Consider the following 15803-nt stretch of genomic DNA (forward strand, 5'->3'; position numbering starts at 1 on the left):
AATTCTATTTCTTTTTATTATAAAAAATTTAACGCTGTTAAAATAAAAAAGCTGAAAGATGGCTCTTTCAGCTTTAACCTACCAACCTTTAAAACTATTTACTCTAAGACCTAAAGTCTCGTTTTATTTTGCTTTTGGAGCTTCTGTTTTTGCAGCTTCTGCTTTTTTCTCACCTTTAGCTTTTTTGTCTGCTTTCTTTTCTGCTTTTTTATCGTGTTTAGCGGCTTTCACTTCTTTCGTTTGCGCTGGCGCTGGAGTTGTTTGTGCGTTTACCATTGAGAATGTTCCTAAAACTGCTACTGCTAAAATTGCTAATTTTTTCATGACTTTAAATTTTTTATGATTGTTTATTTTCATTTTTACAAGTCAAAGATATAATCGCAAAATGAAGACAAAATGAAGAAAAAGTCTTACAGAAAATTTTAACTTTTAATTGGCTTTTTCAAATAACAACGTAAAAATTGTACCTTGATTTAAAGCCGATTTAACTTTGATTTGAATATGATGAAAAGAAGCAATACTTTGTGCAATTGCAAGGCCTAGCCCCTGCCCTTCTTGATCTGAATTAATTCTCGCAAAACGGCTAAATATTTTCTCAAGTTGCGATTCGTCCATTCCTATTCCTGAATCTTTTACCGAAATAAAATAATGTTCCTCTACAAAACCGTCTTCTATAATTATTTTTCCTTTGGGCTTATTGTATTTTATAGCATTGGTTACGAGATTATAAATAAGAATATGAACTAGGGTTTTATTTCCTATAAAAACAAAATCATTTTCCATTTCGTTCATAAACTGAATATCTTTATCCTCAATTCGATCCTGAAGATCTTCCTGCAAATCAATAACAATTTCTCTAAGATTGATTTCTTCATTTGCTTCATATTGATTATTATCTATTCTAGAAATCAACAGTAAATTATTAATGATTTTTTTCAGCATATCTAATGTCTTCAAAGAACCTGCAATCTTATCAATCGCATGATCATCCAAAGATTCATTCTGCAACAAGTTTTCAAGTTTGTTTTTAAGAAGTGCAATTGGAGTAAGAAGTTCGTGCGAAACATTCGAAATAAACTGTTTTTCCTTTTTAAAAACTTCAGTAATTCTATCCATCATTTGATTTAAAACAAAATCCAATTCTCTAAAATCTCTTGAAGTTGCTTTTATTGGAGTATGATCAAATGTTTCTGGCTCGTTTACACGCCTGATTTTGGTATCGATAATTTTGTAAAATGGTTTTAAAAGATATTCGATATAAAAAGTATCGGCCAAAAAAGTAATCAGAAGAATTACCACAAAAACAATGATAATGAAAAGTTTAATCGCAAAAGTCAGATCATTAACCTCGCTCAAACTACTTCCTATTTCAAGCTGATAATCTTCGCCTTCATACGTAAAATGATGCTGCAGGATTCGATACTCGCTTTCTTCCCCTTCTATTTTTCGATATTCGTTACTAAAAGTTGTTTTTTTCTGATGTGGTTTTATGGAAACTCTGGATAAAACCAAAAATTCGCTGTGAAGTGTCGAAAACTCAGAAAAAGCATCGGTTGAATCGTCTGGATTTTCTATAAAATCATTTATTTCTTCCTTATTCAGATGTTCAATAAATTTTTTCTTTTTCTCTAGCAGTGTATTATTAATGTGATGATACACCACATTTTCTACCAAAATTGGAAGCATTAGCCATAAAACCAAAATGACCAGCAGTCTGGTCAAGGCGTTAAAAATAGCTAATTGATGTTTTATTTTCACAAGAATCGATTTATTCGTTTATACGATAACCAACATTTCGGACCGTTTCAAACCAATCTATAGCAGTATGCTTATCCAGTTTTTTTCTAAGATTTCGAACATGCACATCTATAAAATTAGAATCAGAATTAACTTCTAGAATATCGCCCCAAATATGCTCTGTTAATTGCAATCTTGTAATAACACGGTTTTTATTGAGAACCAAATACTGAAAAATATCAAATTCTTTTTTGGTAAGACTGATTGGCTGATCGCTAAAGCTCACCTTATAATCCTGAAGTTGCAATAGAAAACCATGAATGCTTAAATTGTTTAAAGTAAAACCATGAATTCTGCGAACTACAGCAAACATTCTTGCGGCCAATTCTGTCAAAGCAAAAGGTTTGGTTAAATAATCATCGGCCCCCAAATGCAATCCATTTATTCTATCATCCAATTCTCCGCGCGCAGTAAGAACAATTACCGCAATTTTCGATTTTGTTTTTCTAATTGCCTGCAAAACCTCAAAACCATCACCATCGGGTAACCCAAGATCTAAAAGCATAATATCGTAATCATTGCTTCCAAATTCTTCAAGAGCTTCGGCACAATTATTTGCAATTTTACAAATATATCCTGCGTTGCATAAAAAATCGTAGACCTCTACGGCAAGTTCCTTATTATCTTCAACAATTAAAACATTCATAAGCACAACATTTAAGCGCAATTAAAATTAATCAATTATAAAAAATTGAGTAGCGTATTATTAAAAAATTAACGAATGAAAAAAGCTGATAAATTTCTTCATCAGCTTCTTCAATCGCATTCTCATAATCATTATTCCTGTTTTGCCTTCGTTACAAAGCTTCGAAAACAAAACGAGAGCAATTTTTATTTTTTAGCCTTTGCTGTTTCTGGTTTTACAGCTTCTGGTTTCGCAGTTTCTGTTTTTGTTGCTTCAGTTTTTGCTGATTTTGCTTTTTTATCAGATTTGTGTTTAGGATGTTTGGTTGCTTTTACTTCTTTAGCTGGAGCTTCTTTTCCATCTTTTGCAGGAAATGCGTGAACCATTGCACTTGTTCCTAAAACTGCTACTAGTAACATTAATAAATTTCTCATGATTTCTAAGATTTAAGAATTAATAACCTTTTATTTTATACCTCAAAATTACCTTCGCAACATGAAGAGAAAATGAAGAAATCCCTGAATAAAAAATTTTAACTTGATATTAACGCTTTGCGTTTTTTTTACCATGTAAGTTATATAAGTTCATTTTAAACATTCACTACAATAACATTAACGATAAAATAGGAGACGCACTGCGGTGCGTCTCTACAGACTCATCTCAGCTAAAATGAACTTATATAACTTATATGGTAAAAATTTTCTTTTTTGATTAATTTTTGCAATCTCAATTGTTTATTTTTACAGACTAATATTTTTAATATGTCAACTCAAAAACGCCTTTTTCTTCTAGATGCTTATGCACTAATTTTTCGTGGTTATTATGCTTTTATAAAAAACCCGAGAATCAACTCAAAAGGAATGGATACATCTGCAATTATGGGTTTTATGAACTCACTTTTGGATGTTATTAAAAGAGAAAAACCAGATCATTTAGCCGTTGCTTTTGATAAAGGCGGTAGCCACGTAAGAAGTGAAATGTTTGTAGAATATAAAGCCAATCGTGATGCAACGCCAGAAGCTATTAAAATTGCCATTCCATATATTCAGGAATTATTGCGAGCAATGCATATTCCTATTATTGAAATCGAGGGCTGTGAGGCCGATGACTTAATTGGAACAATCGCTAAACAAGCAGAAAAACAAAACTACAAAGTCTACATGGTAACTCCAGACAAGGATTTTGCCCAACTAGTTTCTGAAAACATTTTTATGTATAAACCTGCCCGAATGGGTAACGGAATCGAAATCTGGGGCGTTCCTGAGGTTTTGGCAAAATTTGAAATCGAAAGACCTGAACAAGTAATTGATTTTCTTGGAATGATGGGTGACGCCGTGGATAATATTCCTGGATTGCCTGGAGTTGGTGAAGTTACAGCCAAAAAATTCTTGAAAGAATTTGGAACCATGGAAAACCTTTTGGAAAATACACATTTACTAAAAGGCAAAATGAAAGAGAACATCGAAGCGAACAAAGAAAAAGGGATTCTTTCTAAAAAATTAGCCGCAATTATTACCGATTGTGATGTTACTTTTAATGAAGAAGATTACGAACTTTCTCGTCCTGATATCGAAAAAACAGATGCTATTTTTCAAGAATTAGAATTTAGAAGAATGGCAGAACAGTTTGACAATTTATTTAAAACTGATGGCACTCAAAGTGCTGCTCCAGCTCCTGATGCCAAATTATACAAAAAAGCACAGCCTAAAAACGAAGACCAATTTGATCTTTTTGGAGGCGGAAATACGAATGGAGAAAACGCTGAAATCGAAAGAACTTCGTTTTATAATACTTTAGAAAACACAGAACATTTTTACCAAACCATTCAAGGTGATTTAGGTATTAAAATGCTTTTACAAAATTTACAAAAACAGACTTCAGTTTGTTTTGATACTGAAACTACAGGAATCGATGCTTTGCACGCAGAACTTGTGGGAATGTCTTTCTCTTACGAAAAAGGAAAAGCATTTTATGTTCCGTTTCCAGAAAATCAGGAAGAAGCAAAAACTTTAGTAGATAAATTTGTTCCGTTTTTTGAAAATGAAAATATTGAGAAAATCGGACAGAATTTAAAATACGATCTAAAAATCCTTTCTAATTATGGTGTAACCGTAAAAGGAAAACTTTTTGATACGATGATTGCGCATTATCTGATTAATCCGGATATGCGTCATAATATGGATATTTTGGCAGAAACATACTTGAAATATTCACCAAAATCTATTGAAACTTTAATTGGCAAAAAAGGAAAAAACCAGCTTAATATGCGCGATGTTCCTTTAGAAGATATTAAAGAATATGCAGCTGAAGATGCCGATGTTACTTTACAATTAAAAGAAATCTTCACAACCGAATTAGACAAAACCGAAACTAAAAAGTTATTTGACGAAATCGAAATTCCATTAGTAAGCGTATTGGCCGACATGGAAACGGAAGGAATTCGTTTGGATGTAGATTTCTTAAAAGCAATGTCTTCTGAAATGGAAGTCGAAATAAAATCGTTAGAAGAAAAAATATATGAAACTGCTGGCGAGAAATTCAACTTGGCTTCTCCGAAACAATTAGGAGATATTTTATTTGACAAACTAAAAATTGGTGGCGCAAAGCAAAAGAAAACCAAAACGGGTCAGTACGCAACTGGCGAAGAAGTTTTGACTTATTTGGCCAATGATAACCCAATTGTAAAACAGATTTTAGATTGGCGTCAGATGGTAAAACTGCAAAGCACTTACATATTGGCCTTACCAGAACAAGTTGACAAAAAAACGTTACGCGTTCATACCGATTATATGCAAACTGTTGCCGCAACGGGACGTTTGAGCTCTAATAATCCCAACTTGCAAAATATTCCGATTCGTACTGAAAGAGGCCGTCAGATTCGTAAAGCTTTCGTGGCACGCGACGAAAATTATACTTTAATCTCTGCCGATTACTCGCAAATCGAATTAAGGATTATTGCTGCTTTGAGTGGTGAAGAAAATATGATTGCAGCTTTCCAAAACGGAGAAGACATTCACAGAGCAACTGCAGCAAAAGTTTTTGACGTTGCTTTAGAAGAAGTTTCCCGTGAACAAAGAAGCAATGCAAAAACAGTAAACTTTGGAATCATATACGGTGTTTCTGCTTTTGGATTGAGTAATCAGACTTCGTTATCAAGAAGCGAAAGCGCTGCCTTGATTGACGCTTATTATAAAACATATCCTCGTCTTAAATCTTATATTTCAGAACAAATTGAATTTGCACGAGAAAAAGGTTACGTACAAACCATTTTAGGCCGTCGCAGATATTTAAAAGATATCAATTCTGCCAATGCCGTTGTGAGAAGTGCCGCTGAACGAAATGCTGTAAATGCCCCAATTCAAGGAAGCGCTGCTGATGTGATTAAAATTGCAATGATCAACATTCATAAAAAACTTCGTGACGAAAACTGGAAATCTAAAATGTTGCTTCAGGTACATGATGAGCTTGTGTTCGATGTTCATAACGATGAACTCGAAAAAATCCAGCCAATGATTAAACATGAAATGGAAAATGCATTTAAAATGTCGGTTCCATTGGAAGTTGAATTAGGAATGGGTAAAGATTGGTTAGAAGCGCATTAATTTTATTTTAGATTTCAGATTGTTGATTTTAGATTTTTGATAACTTTAAAACAATTTGATTTTACAATTCAAAAAAAACCATCAGCTGAAACTGATGTTTTTTTTTTATTTTTTTCGAGTGGATTCTCTTTCTTTCAATTTTGTTTTAATGACGATTGTTTCGTATTCAGAAATTGTTCCTTCTGGCTCTTCCAATCTTTCGATTAATCTTTTTGCAGCAACTTCTCCAATTTCAACTCCATGCTGACTTACAGTAGTCAGACTTGGTGACAAACGTCTTGAAGCCAAAATTCCGTCAGCAAAACCAATGATTGAAATATCTTCGGGAACTCTATACCCTTTTTTCAAACTTACTCTTAAAGCCGCAACAGAATCATTTTCGTCTAAGGCAAAAATTCCGTCAATTTTATGATCAAAAATCGAATCAATTTTTGCTTTCATATCATCTTCAGAATCGGTACGAAGAATAATTTTTTCGTTAACCGGAATATTATTATCTGCCAAAGCTTTCAAATATCCATCTGCTCTCAATTTTCCAACACTTAAATTATCTACAGAAGAAATTAGAGCAATATTTTTGCATCCTAAATTAATTAAATGCTGTGTTGAGTTTAATGCAGAATCAAAATCATCTACCACAACTTTATCGCAATCTACTTCATCGGCAATACGGTCAAACATCACGATTGGTGTTCCATCATTAATTATTTCCGAAAAATGATTGTAATCTTGAAGTTTTTGAGCTTCTTCAGAAACCGAAAGAATAAATCCATCAATTGTTCCGTTGCTCAACATTTCAAGCGTATGAATTTCTTTCTCCAAAGATTCGTTCGAGATACAGGTAATTACATTATATCCTTTTTTATCGGCAACTTTCTCAATACCGCTAAAAACTTTCGCAAAGAAAGAATTTAAAATATTAGGAATAATCACGCCAATCGTTTTTGTCTTACGATTCTTAAGATTCAAACCAATAACATTCGGCTTATAATTTTTGAGTTTGGCATACTCTTTAATCTTCACCTTGGTTTGTTCACTAATTTCTGGACTGTCATTCAATGCTTTAGACACAGTCGAAACCGAAACTCCCAGTTCCTTCGCAATTTGTTTTAGAGTTGCTTTAGCTTTCATCCAATTGAATTTTATGTAATTAATACAAATATAGTAGAATTACCTAAAATAAAACAAAAACAAGCCATTAGTATTTAAAAATATAAGTCATTTCGAAATAATAATTAATTAAACCGAGATTTTAAAACCGCTCTTACTAAAATTTCGTTAATAACTAAATACCCGTTAACTAAAAACCAATGTTGTTAACCTAATAAAAAACTTGATTATGAAAAACGAAGTTAAAATTCATGAAGTTGACCCTTCACTGAATAGCAGAAGGAGCTTTCTTAAGCTCAGCGGATTAACATTAGTCACCACAGGTTTGGTTCTAGCTGGCTGCAGCGACAATGACAATGATAATGATATGCCAGACACCTCACTGCCTGGAATAAGAAATGGTGTTTTTGATTTAGGCTCTGGAGATTTTGGAGTTTTGACTTATGCATACGCTCTCGAACAACTAGAAGCCGACTTTTATACTAAAGTTGTTAATGCAAGTAGTTTTAATACTGTATTTAGCAGTCTTGAACGTGAAGTTCTAACCGATTTATACCACCATGAAGTGGTTCACAGAGATTTCTTCAAAGCCGCTTTGAATGGAGCGCTTCCCGATCCAAGTTCGCAATTACTACCTTCTTTAGCCTTTAATTATGGTTCATTAAATTTCAATAGCCGCACCGAAGTTCTCGCAACTGCAAAAGCATTAGAAGATACTGGCGTTGCTGCTTATAACGGAGCAGGGAAATTAATTAAAACAGCAGACTACTTATTATTGGCAGGAAAAATTGTTTCTGTTGAAGCCAGACATGCTGCAGCAATAAGAAGTTTAATTAATCCGAATTCGAAAGATTTTGCCGGAGATGATATTGTAAATATGTCAACAGGATTAGATGATGCAAAAGATCCATCTAAAATACTGCCAATTGCTGCTGGTTTTATTACCACAAAATTCACAGCTAAATACCTACCTTAATCTTAAACGTCAAAAACTTAGAAATTATGAACATTTTAAAATTTATAGAATCCTTTACTGACGATAATTTGATGAACAGTACTGGTTCTCGAAGAGACAGTTTTACACAGTTTGGAAATATCGGAAAAAATTTAGCTTTAGCATCAATTCCATTCGGATTGTCGGCTCTTACCAATAAGGCTTTCGCAAAAGACATTACAGCAACTCCGGCAACACCTATTGGAGCTCTGCAATTCGCGCTAACGTTAGAATATCTTGAAAACGAATTTTATGCAATGGCTTTAGATTCTGGAGTAATTCCAGCTTCAGAAAACGCAGGAAGAGACTTAAAAGTATTCCAACAAATTGCTGCACACGAATCTGATCATGTTAAATTTTTAATTGCAGGCTTAGGCGGCACCGCAAGTGCCAACTTCGTTCCTAAACCTACTTTTGACTTTACAGTTGGAGGAGCATTTAATCCGTTTGGAGATTACCCAACCTTTTTAGCTTTGGCACAAGCATTTGAAGATACAGGTGTTAGAGCCTATAAAGGACAAGCTGCAAACTTGATAACCACACCCGATTTATTGACCGCCGCATTGCAGATACATTCTGTTGAAGCGCGCCATGCATCTGAAGTGAGAAGATTAAGAGGTTTAAAAGGATGGATCTCTAATGCCGAAAGAGGCGCTGGCATGCCGGCAGCAACTCAAGCCGTTTACGATGGCGAAGGCGTAACCGTTCAAGCAGGATTTAATACCGCAGCCGCTTTTGGTGCCGCAGCGGGCTCAGAAGCTTACGATGAGCCACTTACGACACAGCAAGTTGTTGATATTGCCAATATATTTATTGTATAATCACTTTTTTTCATAAATATTTAACCGTCTTTACTTTATTGTAGAGACGGTTTTTTTATTCGCAAATTATTTAAAAAACTGAAGCCCTGATTTTCAGCAGATAAAATATTCTTTCAGGTATTTGGTTTTAAAATAATTAATTGTACTTTTGCATCCCCTTTATTGGGGATGGAATGTTTAATTAAAATAATATTATGGACGCATTAAGCTACAAAACAGTTTCAGCAAGCAAAGCCACTGTAACTAAAGAGTGGATTGTTGTTGACGCTGAAGGTCATAACTTAGGACGTCTTGCTTCTAAAGTTGCAATGATTTTAAGAGGTAAGTACAAGCCAAGTTACACACCGCACGTTGACTGTGGAGATAACGTAATTGTTATCAACTCAGAAAAAATTAACCTTACAGGTACAAAATTGAATGACAAAATTTACATGCGTCATACAGGTTACCCAGGAGGACAAAGAACTTTAACTGCTAAAGTATTGCAAGCTAAAAACCCTGCATTATTAGTAGAAAAAGCTGTAAAAGGTATGTTACCTAAAAACAAATTAGGAGCTGAACTTTTTAGAAATCTAAATGTTGTTGTAGGATCTGAGCACACTCACGGAGCTCAAAAACCTAGAACTGTTAACCTAAATGATCTTAAGTAATGGGAGTTATTCACAAAATCGGTAGAAGAAAAACCGCTGTTGCACGTGTATACGTTTCTGAAGGAACTGGAAACATCACTGTAAACAAAAAAGAATTCGCAACTTACTTTCCAACTGCAACTTTACAATACAAAGTTTTACAACCGCTTTCTATGACAGAAAACGCTGGTAACTTTGATGTAAAAGTAAACGTTTACGGAGGTGGTACAACTGGTCAGGCAGAAGCTGTAAGAATGGCATTAGCACGCGTAATGTGTGAAGTTAACGCTGAAAACAGAGGAATCCTTAAACCAGAAGGTTTATTAACAAGAGACCCAAGAATGGTTGAACGTAAGAAATTCGGTCAGAAGAAAGCTCGTAAGAGATTCCAGTTCTCTAAACGTTAATATTACCTGTCTTGTTCAAATGGGACAAGACATTATCAATTATTTATTGAAATTAAAAAACACAGTTATTGTTGCTCTCCTACCGAGGTAGGATATAGTTTAGCATCTAAATGTATAAAGCCAGAGAAATCGCCATTTATACATTGCTAATCAACAGAACGTAAACTAGTACAAAAATGGCAAACAAAATAGAAGTAAAAGAATTACTAGAAGCAGGTGTTCACTTCGGACACATGACTAGAAAATGGGATCCAAACATGGCTCCTTACATTTATATGGAGCGTAATGGTATTCACATTATCAATCTATATAAAACTGCAGCTAAAATTGAAGAGGCTAACGAAGCTTTGAAAAAAATCGCTGCATCAGGTAGAAAAATCTTATTCGTAGCTACCAAAAAACAAGCAAAAGACATCGTTGCTGATAAAGCAAAAGCTGCAAATATGCCTTACATCACTGAAAGATGGCCAGGTGGTATGTTGACTAACTTTGTAACTATCAGAAAGGCAGTTAAAAAAATGTCTTCTATCGATAAAATGAAGAAAGATGGCACTTTCAACACTTTATCTAAAAAAGAGCGTTTACAAGTTGATCGTCTACGTGCTAAATTAGAGAAAAACTTAGGTTCAATTGCTGATATGTCTAGATTACCTGCAGCATTGTTCGTAGTAGATATCAAAGCTGAACACATCGCAATAAAAGAAGCTCAAAAATTAAACATTCCAGTTTTCGCAATGGTTGATACGAATTCTGACCCAAGAGAGGTTGATTACGTGATTCCTGCAAATGATGACGCTTCTAAATCAATTGACAAAATTTTATCTTTAGTAACTACTGCAGTAATCGAAGGTCTTTCTGACAGAGGTGCTGAAAAAGAAGTTGAAGCTGCTGAAGAAGCTCCTGCTGTTGAGGCTGAAGCTGCTCCTGCAACTGAAGAATAAATCAAAATTTAAATTCCAAATTTTAAATTCCAAAATCCAAATACAAAATTAAAAACGTTATGTTGATAATTTATTAAAATTGGAGTTTGGGATTTAAAAGCTGGAATTTTTTACTTTTAACATTAAAAATTCAAAATATTATGTCAACAATTACTGCTGCAGACGTAAATAAATTAAGACAATCTACAGGTGCCGGAATGATGGACTGTAAAAAAGCTTTAGTTGAAGCTGAAGGAGATTTCGATAAAGCGATCCAAATCCTTAGAGAAAAAGGACAAAAAGTTGCTGCTAACCGTTCTGACCGTGATTCTTCTGAAGGAGCTGCTGTTTCTTTTATCAATGCAGACAACACTAAAGGAGCTATCATTACTTTAAACTGTGAAACTGACTTCGTAGGTAAAAATGAAGCTTTCGTAACTTTAGCTAAAGATTTAGTTGAAAAAGCGATCAACTTCTCTTCTAAAGAAGAATTTTTAGCTTCAGATTTCAACGGAATCACTGTTGCTGAGAAATTAATCGAGCAAACTGGTGTTATTGGTGAGAAAATCGAAATCGGTGGTTTCGAAATTTTAGAAGGTGCTTTCGTTGGATCTTATGTTCACGTAAACAAAATTGCTGCTTTAACAGCTATTTCTGCTCCAATCGCTAATGCTGAGGCTTTAACAAAAGACGTATCTATGCAAGTTGCTTCTATGGGAGCTGATACATTATCTTACAAAGATTTTGATCCTGCTTTCGTTGCTTCTGAACTTGCTGCTCGTATTGCTGTAATCGAAAAAGAAAATGAAGAAGCTGCACGTTTAGGAAAAACTTTAAAAAATGTTCCTAAATACATCTCTTTCTCTCAATTAACTCCTGAAGTTATCAAACAAGCAGAAGAAGATGCTAAAGCTGAATTAAAAGCTGAAGGAAAACCAGAGCAAATCTGGGATAAAATTCTTCCAGGAAAAGTACAACGTTTTATCTCTGACAACACTACTTTAGATCAAGAAAAAGCTTTATTAGATCAAAACTTCATCAAAGATGATAGTAAAAAAGTTGGTGATTACGTAAAAGGATTCAATGTTGAAATTACAGGTTTCAAAAGAGTTTCTTTAGGTTAATATATTATTTTTTCAATATTAAAAAGCCCGAATATTTAGTTATTCGGGCTTTTTTTTATTTTTAGCTTTCAATTGGAAAATTTCTCGCTCGCATCAATGCATCAGATTGCGGCGCATGCCCTCTAAAATTTTCATACATCTCTTCATTATCAATCATATTTCCAACGCTTAAAACTGTCTTATAAAGACGTTCAGAAACATTCTTATCAAATGGTCCGTTTCCTTCTAAAAAAGCTTCGTACGCATCTGCATTAATTACATCTGCCCATAAATAACTGTAATAACCTGCCGCATATCCATCGCTTGAAAAAATATGAGCAAATTGAGGAATTCTATGTCGCATCACGATTTCTGAAGGCATATTAATTTCACTTAAAACTTTCTTCTCAAATGCATGCGGATCGACTGTTTCAGTTGTTAAATGCAATTTCATATCAACAAAAGAACTTGAAATCGTTTCGACAGTTGCAAAACCTTCATTAAAATTAGCCGCTTTTCCTATTCTTTCTACCAATGATTGCGATAAAGGTTCGTTCGTTTTATAATGAAGCGCAAATTTATTCAACACTTCTGGAGTCGCTAACCAATGCTCTAGCAATTGCGAAGGAAACTCTACATAATCTCTGGCAACTGAAGTCCCAGAAAGACTTGGATAAGTAACATTGGAACATAATCCGTGAAGCGCGTGACCAAATTCATGAAACAAAGTTGTGGCATCATCCCACGAAATCAAAACAGCTTCATCGCTATTTCCTTTAATAAAATTGCAATTATTTGAAACAATTGGAAGTACATTTCCTTTTATCTTCTGCTGATCTCTATGCGAATTCATCCACGCGCCTGAACGTTTACCAACACGTGCGTAGGGATCAAAATACCACAACCCAATTGGTTCTCCTGTTTTTTTATTATTCACCTCCCAAACACGAACATCGGCATGATAAACGGGAACATCAAATAATTGTTTAAATCCTAAATCAAACAATTCACCGGCCGTCCAGAACATTCCTTCTCGCAAATTCTCTAACTGCAGATATTTTTTTATTTCATTTTGATCCAAATCATATTGTGCTTTTCTGACTTTTTCCGCATAAAAACGGTAATCCCAAGGCTGTATTTTAAAATCTCCACCCTCATTATTTACCATTTCCTGCATAGCAGAAACATCGTTTTTTACCTTTTCTACGGCAGGTTTCCATACAGAATTCATTAAATCGAGCGTTTTCTGCGGGTCTTTGGCCATTTTATTAGACAAGCTCCATTCAGCAAAGTTTTTAAAACCTAAAATCTTCGCCTTTTCAGCCCTTAATCTTAAAATAAATACCAATATTTCATTTGTATCATTTTCATTCTTATTATCACCTCTTTTTACGAAAATATCAAAAGCTTTTTCTCTTAAATTTCTTCTGTTTGAGAAAGTAAGAAAAGGCTCAATCGAAGATCTCGTGTTTCCAATACACCCTAAAACATTTAGATTTCTTTCTTTCGCTTCGGCAATTGCTGCATTCTTAAATTCTTCAGGCAAACCGTCAAAATCAGCTTCTGTATTTAGCTCTATATATTGATTGTTTTCTTCTGCTAACAACTTTTGACTAAAAGCGGTAAAAAGTCCTGCTAATTCCTGATTGATCTTAGCCACTTTATCTTTATCCGCTTCATTTAGCTCTGCTCCTTTCCTAACAAAATCGGTATAATAAAGCCAAAGCAAACGTTCCTGTTCTTTAGTCAAATTCTCCTTTCCATCTGATTTGTATAAGGTTTCAATTCTAGCAAACAGTTTATCATTTTGATACAGTTTATCATTAATCTCTGCCAATTTTGGAGACATTTCGGTATCAACTACATTAAATTCTGGAGTACTCAAATTGGATCTGTAAATACCGTAAACCGCATGAATTCGATCTAATTTTTCGCCAGAAAGTTCTAAAGCTTCGATTGTATTTTCAAATGTCGGCTTTTCTGGATTATTGGCGATTGCCTCAATTTCTTCTAATTTTTCCTTGATAGAAAATTCTATTGCGGGCTGAAAATCTGGAACTTTATAAGCTGTAAAATCTGGAACTCCTCCATATGGACCGGACCAACTTTTTAATAATGAATTATCTAATTCTATTGGTGTTTTCATAACAAATACATTAATTAAGTCTGTGCAAAATTTCAATTTAAAAAAGCAACAGAATCTCAAAAATAACCAATCAAAAGCAAACTTCATATCGAAACGGATTATAAAAATTAATCCGTTTCAAAGATTTAAAAGAAATAGTTTATTTTTGAAATATCAATTTAAAAATGACATGTTTAAAACCAGAAAAGAAATTGTTTTTGTAATTTTAGCAGGAATATTTATAACCAACGCCGTTGTGGCTGAGTTAATTGGGGGAAAGCTAATTCAAATTGGTCCTTTTGTGATGAGTATAGGAATTTTGCCTTGGCCAATTGTATTTCTTACAACCGATTTGATTAATGAATATTTTGGCGAAAAAGGAGTAAAAAAGCTTTCTTTCATTACAGCATGTCTGATTGCTTATGCTTTTCTGATACTTTTTATGGCAATTGTTATTCCCGCCGCAAAAGGAATCAGCCCTGTTAACGATCAGCAGTTTGAAGCTGTTTTTGGGCAAAGTATGTGGATTATCGGCGGAAGTTTAATTGCCTTTATGGCCTCTCAGCTGATTGACGTCTGGATATTTTGGTTTTTCAAAAACAGAACTGGCGAAAAGAAAATATGGCTAAGAGCGACTGGCTCTACTGTTATTTCACAATTGTTTGATTCGTTTATTGTTCTAGGAATTGCTTTTTGGCTTCCAGGAAAAATTGATTTTGACACTTTTATATCTTCAGGGTTAATAGGATATACTTTTAAATTAGCAATTGCTATTTTATTAACTCCAGCAATTTATTTAGGACATCATCTAATTAAAAAATATTTGGATGAAGATCCTGCACATAAAGGATAAAAAAACATATTTAGGTCATGAAAAAAAATTATTTACTTATTTTATTCTCTGTTACCTATTTCTTTTTCAGCTGTGGCAATGACGAAAAAAAACAGCCTAAAAAAGTCATTCAGTCTGTCAATAAGTTGACACCAGCAACTATGAAGATACCTCGTAAAGTTTCTTCAAAAAATATTACCGCTCCAAAAGAGTTTGAATCAAAGAAAACTACTGCTCAAAAAAATCCTTTTTCACTTAAAAATCCGATAGAAGTAAACACATTAAGCTCTCCAGCAGAAAATACTGTTGCAGGTCCCCCAATCTCTGTAAAAAAAGAAATCAACGAAGAATTATTGAATTTTGTTAATGTTCGAAAAATATTAGCGAAATGCAAAATGGGTCAGACAATGACTCAAAAGCAATTAACAGAACACTTTGAAATTCCCGAAGAAGCTGTCAAACTAGTAAAAAGCGTAACCAAAACGGCAGAAAATGAATTGGCCGTAAAATGGCAATCTACTTGGCTTGTAGAAAGAGTATCTGACGCAGAACTTGAAGACGGGAAAATGAAAGTAGTCTTTAAAGCCAATAAAATGTACACTTCTGGAAATGCAATTGGCATTAAATACAATCGAAAAATCTATACTAATTTAGTCATTGTAGGACGTTCTGCTTATATCCCGAGTGTAAAAGGATATAGTTGGCAAATAGGAAGATAGAAAAGAAAAGAATCTTTAAAAGCTAAAACTCGTCAGATTTATCTGAAAATCAGTAAATTATAAAAAAATGTTAAATAAATACGAAAAAACTGATTTTAAAAGCTAGTTTTTCTTAAAAA

At 33.8% G+C, this 15803-nt stretch carries 15 protein-coding genes; 9 read left to right on the plus strand and 6 right to left on the minus strand.

Annotated elements, in window-relative coordinates; genetic code table 11:
* Positions 1–123: 123 nt before the first annotated feature.
* The 4 genes from SOM12_RS09915 to SOM12_RS09930 form a co-directional block, all read right to left on the minus strand.
* A complete protein-coding gene (locus SOM12_RS09915; protein ID WP_248729350.1) occupies positions 124–324 on the minus strand; it encodes a hypothetical protein in 201 nt (66 codons plus the stop codon).
* Positions 325–429: 105 nt separating this feature from the next.
* Positions 430–1758 (minus strand): HAMP domain-containing sensor histidine kinase, encoded by a 1329-nt coding sequence (locus tag SOM12_RS09920; RefSeq protein ID WP_320493328.1) that lies wholly within the window; start codon positions 1756–1758, stop codon positions 430–432.
* 10 nt (positions 1759–1768) lie between these two features.
* Positions 1769–2443, minus strand: coding sequence for a response regulator transcription factor (locus SOM12_RS09925; protein WP_320493329.1), 675 nt, complete (start codon positions 2441–2443; stop codon positions 1769–1771).
* 185 nt (positions 2444–2628) lie between these two features.
* Positions 2629–2856, minus strand: coding sequence for a hypothetical protein (locus tag SOM12_RS09930; protein ID WP_248729347.1), 228 nt, complete (start codon positions 2854–2856; stop codon positions 2629–2631).
* A gap of 327 nt (positions 2857–3183) precedes the next feature.
* Here SOM12_RS09930 and polA point away from each other — a divergent pair, with 327 nt between their 5' ends.
* Entirely contained in the window at positions 3184–6024 is a 2841-nt protein-coding gene (gene polA / locus SOM12_RS09935) for a DNA polymerase I (RefSeq protein WP_320493330.1), read from the plus strand.
* Between the two features lie 105 nt (positions 6025–6129).
* Here polA and SOM12_RS09940 read toward each other — a convergent pair whose 3' ends face one another.
* A complete protein-coding gene (locus tag SOM12_RS09940) occupies positions 6130–7155 on the minus strand; it encodes a LacI family DNA-binding transcriptional regulator (protein WP_095927950.1) in 1026 nt (341 codons plus the stop codon).
* Positions 7156–7363: 208 nt separating this feature from the next.
* Between SOM12_RS09940 and SOM12_RS09945 the strand changes: the two genes are divergently transcribed.
* The 6 genes from SOM12_RS09945 (at position 7364) to tsf (ending at position 12029) form a co-directional block, all read left to right on the plus strand.
* Entirely contained in the window at positions 7364–8110 is a 747-nt protein-coding gene (locus SOM12_RS09945; protein ID WP_095927951.1) for a ferritin-like domain-containing protein, read from the plus strand.
* A gap of 26 nt (positions 8111–8136) precedes the next feature.
* Positions 8137–8949 (plus strand): ferritin-like domain-containing protein, encoded by an 813-nt coding sequence (locus SOM12_RS09950; protein WP_320493331.1) that lies wholly within the window; start codon positions 8137–8139, stop codon positions 8947–8949.
* 194 nt (positions 8950–9143) lie between these two features.
* On the plus strand, positions 9144–9599 hold the full coding sequence (gene rplM / locus SOM12_RS09955; protein ID WP_095927953.1) for a 50S ribosomal protein L13: 456 nt from the start codon (positions 9144–9146) through the stop codon (positions 9597–9599).
* A complete protein-coding gene (rpsI, locus tag SOM12_RS09960) occupies positions 9599–9985 on the plus strand; it encodes a 30S ribosomal protein S9 (RefSeq protein WP_035645327.1) in 387 nt (128 codons plus the stop codon). The genes rplM and rpsI overlap by 1 nt, the downstream gene beginning before the upstream one ends.
* A 176-nt stretch (positions 9986–10161) precedes the next feature.
* Complete coding sequence (gene rpsB / locus SOM12_RS09965) at positions 10162–10926, plus strand: 30S ribosomal protein S2 (protein ID WP_095927954.1); 765 nt, start codon at positions 10162–10164, stop codon at positions 10924–10926.
* A gap of 140 nt (positions 10927–11066) precedes the next feature.
* Positions 11067–12029, plus strand: coding sequence for a translation elongation factor Ts (gene tsf / locus SOM12_RS09970; protein WP_095927955.1), 963 nt, complete (start codon positions 11067–11069; stop codon positions 12027–12029).
* A 61-nt stretch (positions 12030–12090) separates the two neighbouring features.
* On the opposite strand, the gene SOM12_RS09975 is transcribed toward tsf, so the two are convergent.
* Complete coding sequence (locus tag SOM12_RS09975) at positions 12091–14154, minus strand: M3 family metallopeptidase (protein ID WP_320493332.1); 2064 nt, start codon at positions 14152–14154, stop codon at positions 12091–12093.
* Between the two features lie 169 nt (positions 14155–14323).
* On the opposite strand from SOM12_RS09975, the gene SOM12_RS09980 reads away from it, so the two are divergent.
* Both SOM12_RS09980 and SOM12_RS09985 read left to right on the plus strand, forming a co-directional pair.
* Complete coding sequence (locus tag SOM12_RS09980) at positions 14324–14986, plus strand: queuosine precursor transporter (RefSeq protein WP_320493333.1); 663 nt, start codon at positions 14324–14326, stop codon at positions 14984–14986.
* A gap of 17 nt (positions 14987–15003) precedes the next feature.
* Positions 15004–15684 (plus strand): hypothetical protein, encoded by a 681-nt coding sequence (locus SOM12_RS09985; RefSeq protein ID WP_320493334.1) that lies wholly within the window; start codon positions 15004–15006, stop codon positions 15682–15684.
* Positions 15685–15803 lie beyond the last annotated feature (119 nt).

Origin of the sequence: Flavobacterium sp. CFBP9031 (assembly GCF_034044945.1) — a bacterium.
Lineage (GTDB): Bacteria > Bacteroidota > Bacteroidia > Flavobacteriales > Flavobacteriaceae > Flavobacterium.

Bases quoted from the DNA above. Each gene is read 5' to 3' on its own strand.
- rplM (WP_095927953.1), top strand. From the start codon at position 9,144: ATGGACGCATTAAGCTACAAAACAGTTTCAGCAAGCAAAGCCACTGTA.
- SOM12_RS09950 (WP_320493331.1), top strand. From the start codon at position 8,137: ATGAACATTTTAAAATTTATAGAATCCTTTACTGACGATAATTTGATG.
- SOM12_RS09985 (WP_320493334.1), top strand. From the start codon at position 15,004: ATGAAAAAAAATTATTTACTTATTTTATTCTCTGTTACCTATTTCTTT.
- rpsI (WP_035645327.1), top strand. From the start codon at position 9,599: ATGGGAGTTATTCACAAAATCGGTAGAAGAAAAACCGCTGTTGCACGT.
- SOM12_RS09980 (WP_320493333.1), top strand. From the start codon at position 14,324: ATGTTTAAAACCAGAAAAGAAATTGTTTTTGTAATTTTAGCAGGAATA.
- SOM12_RS09930 (WP_248729347.1), bottom strand. From the start codon at position 2,856: ATGAGAAATTTATTAATGTTACTAGTAGCAGTTTTAGGAACAAGTGCA.
- rpsB (WP_095927954.1), top strand. From the start codon at position 10,162: ATGGCAAACAAAATAGAAGTAAAAGAATTACTAGAAGCAGGTGTTCAC.
- polA (WP_320493330.1), top strand. From the start codon at position 3,184: ATGTCAACTCAAAAACGCCTTTTTCTTCTAGATGCTTATGCACTAATT.
- SOM12_RS09975 (WP_320493332.1), bottom strand. From the start codon at position 14,154: ATGAAAACACCAATAGAATTAGATAATTCATTATTAAAAAGTTGGTCC.
- SOM12_RS09940 (WP_095927950.1), bottom strand. From the start codon at position 7,155: ATGAAAGCTAAAGCAACTCTAAAACAAATTGCGAAGGAACTGGGAGTT.
- SOM12_RS09925 (WP_320493329.1), bottom strand. From the start codon at position 2,443: ATGAATGTTTTAATTGTTGAAGATAATAAGGAACTTGCCGTAGAGGTC.
- SOM12_RS09945 (WP_095927951.1), top strand. From the start codon at position 7,364: ATGAAAAACGAAGTTAAAATTCATGAAGTTGACCCTTCACTGAATAGC.
- SOM12_RS09915 (WP_248729350.1), bottom strand. From the start codon at position 324: ATGAAAAAATTAGCAATTTTAGCAGTAGCAGTTTTAGGAACATTCTCA.
- tsf (WP_095927955.1), top strand. From the start codon at position 11,067: ATGTCAACAATTACTGCTGCAGACGTAAATAAATTAAGACAATCTACA.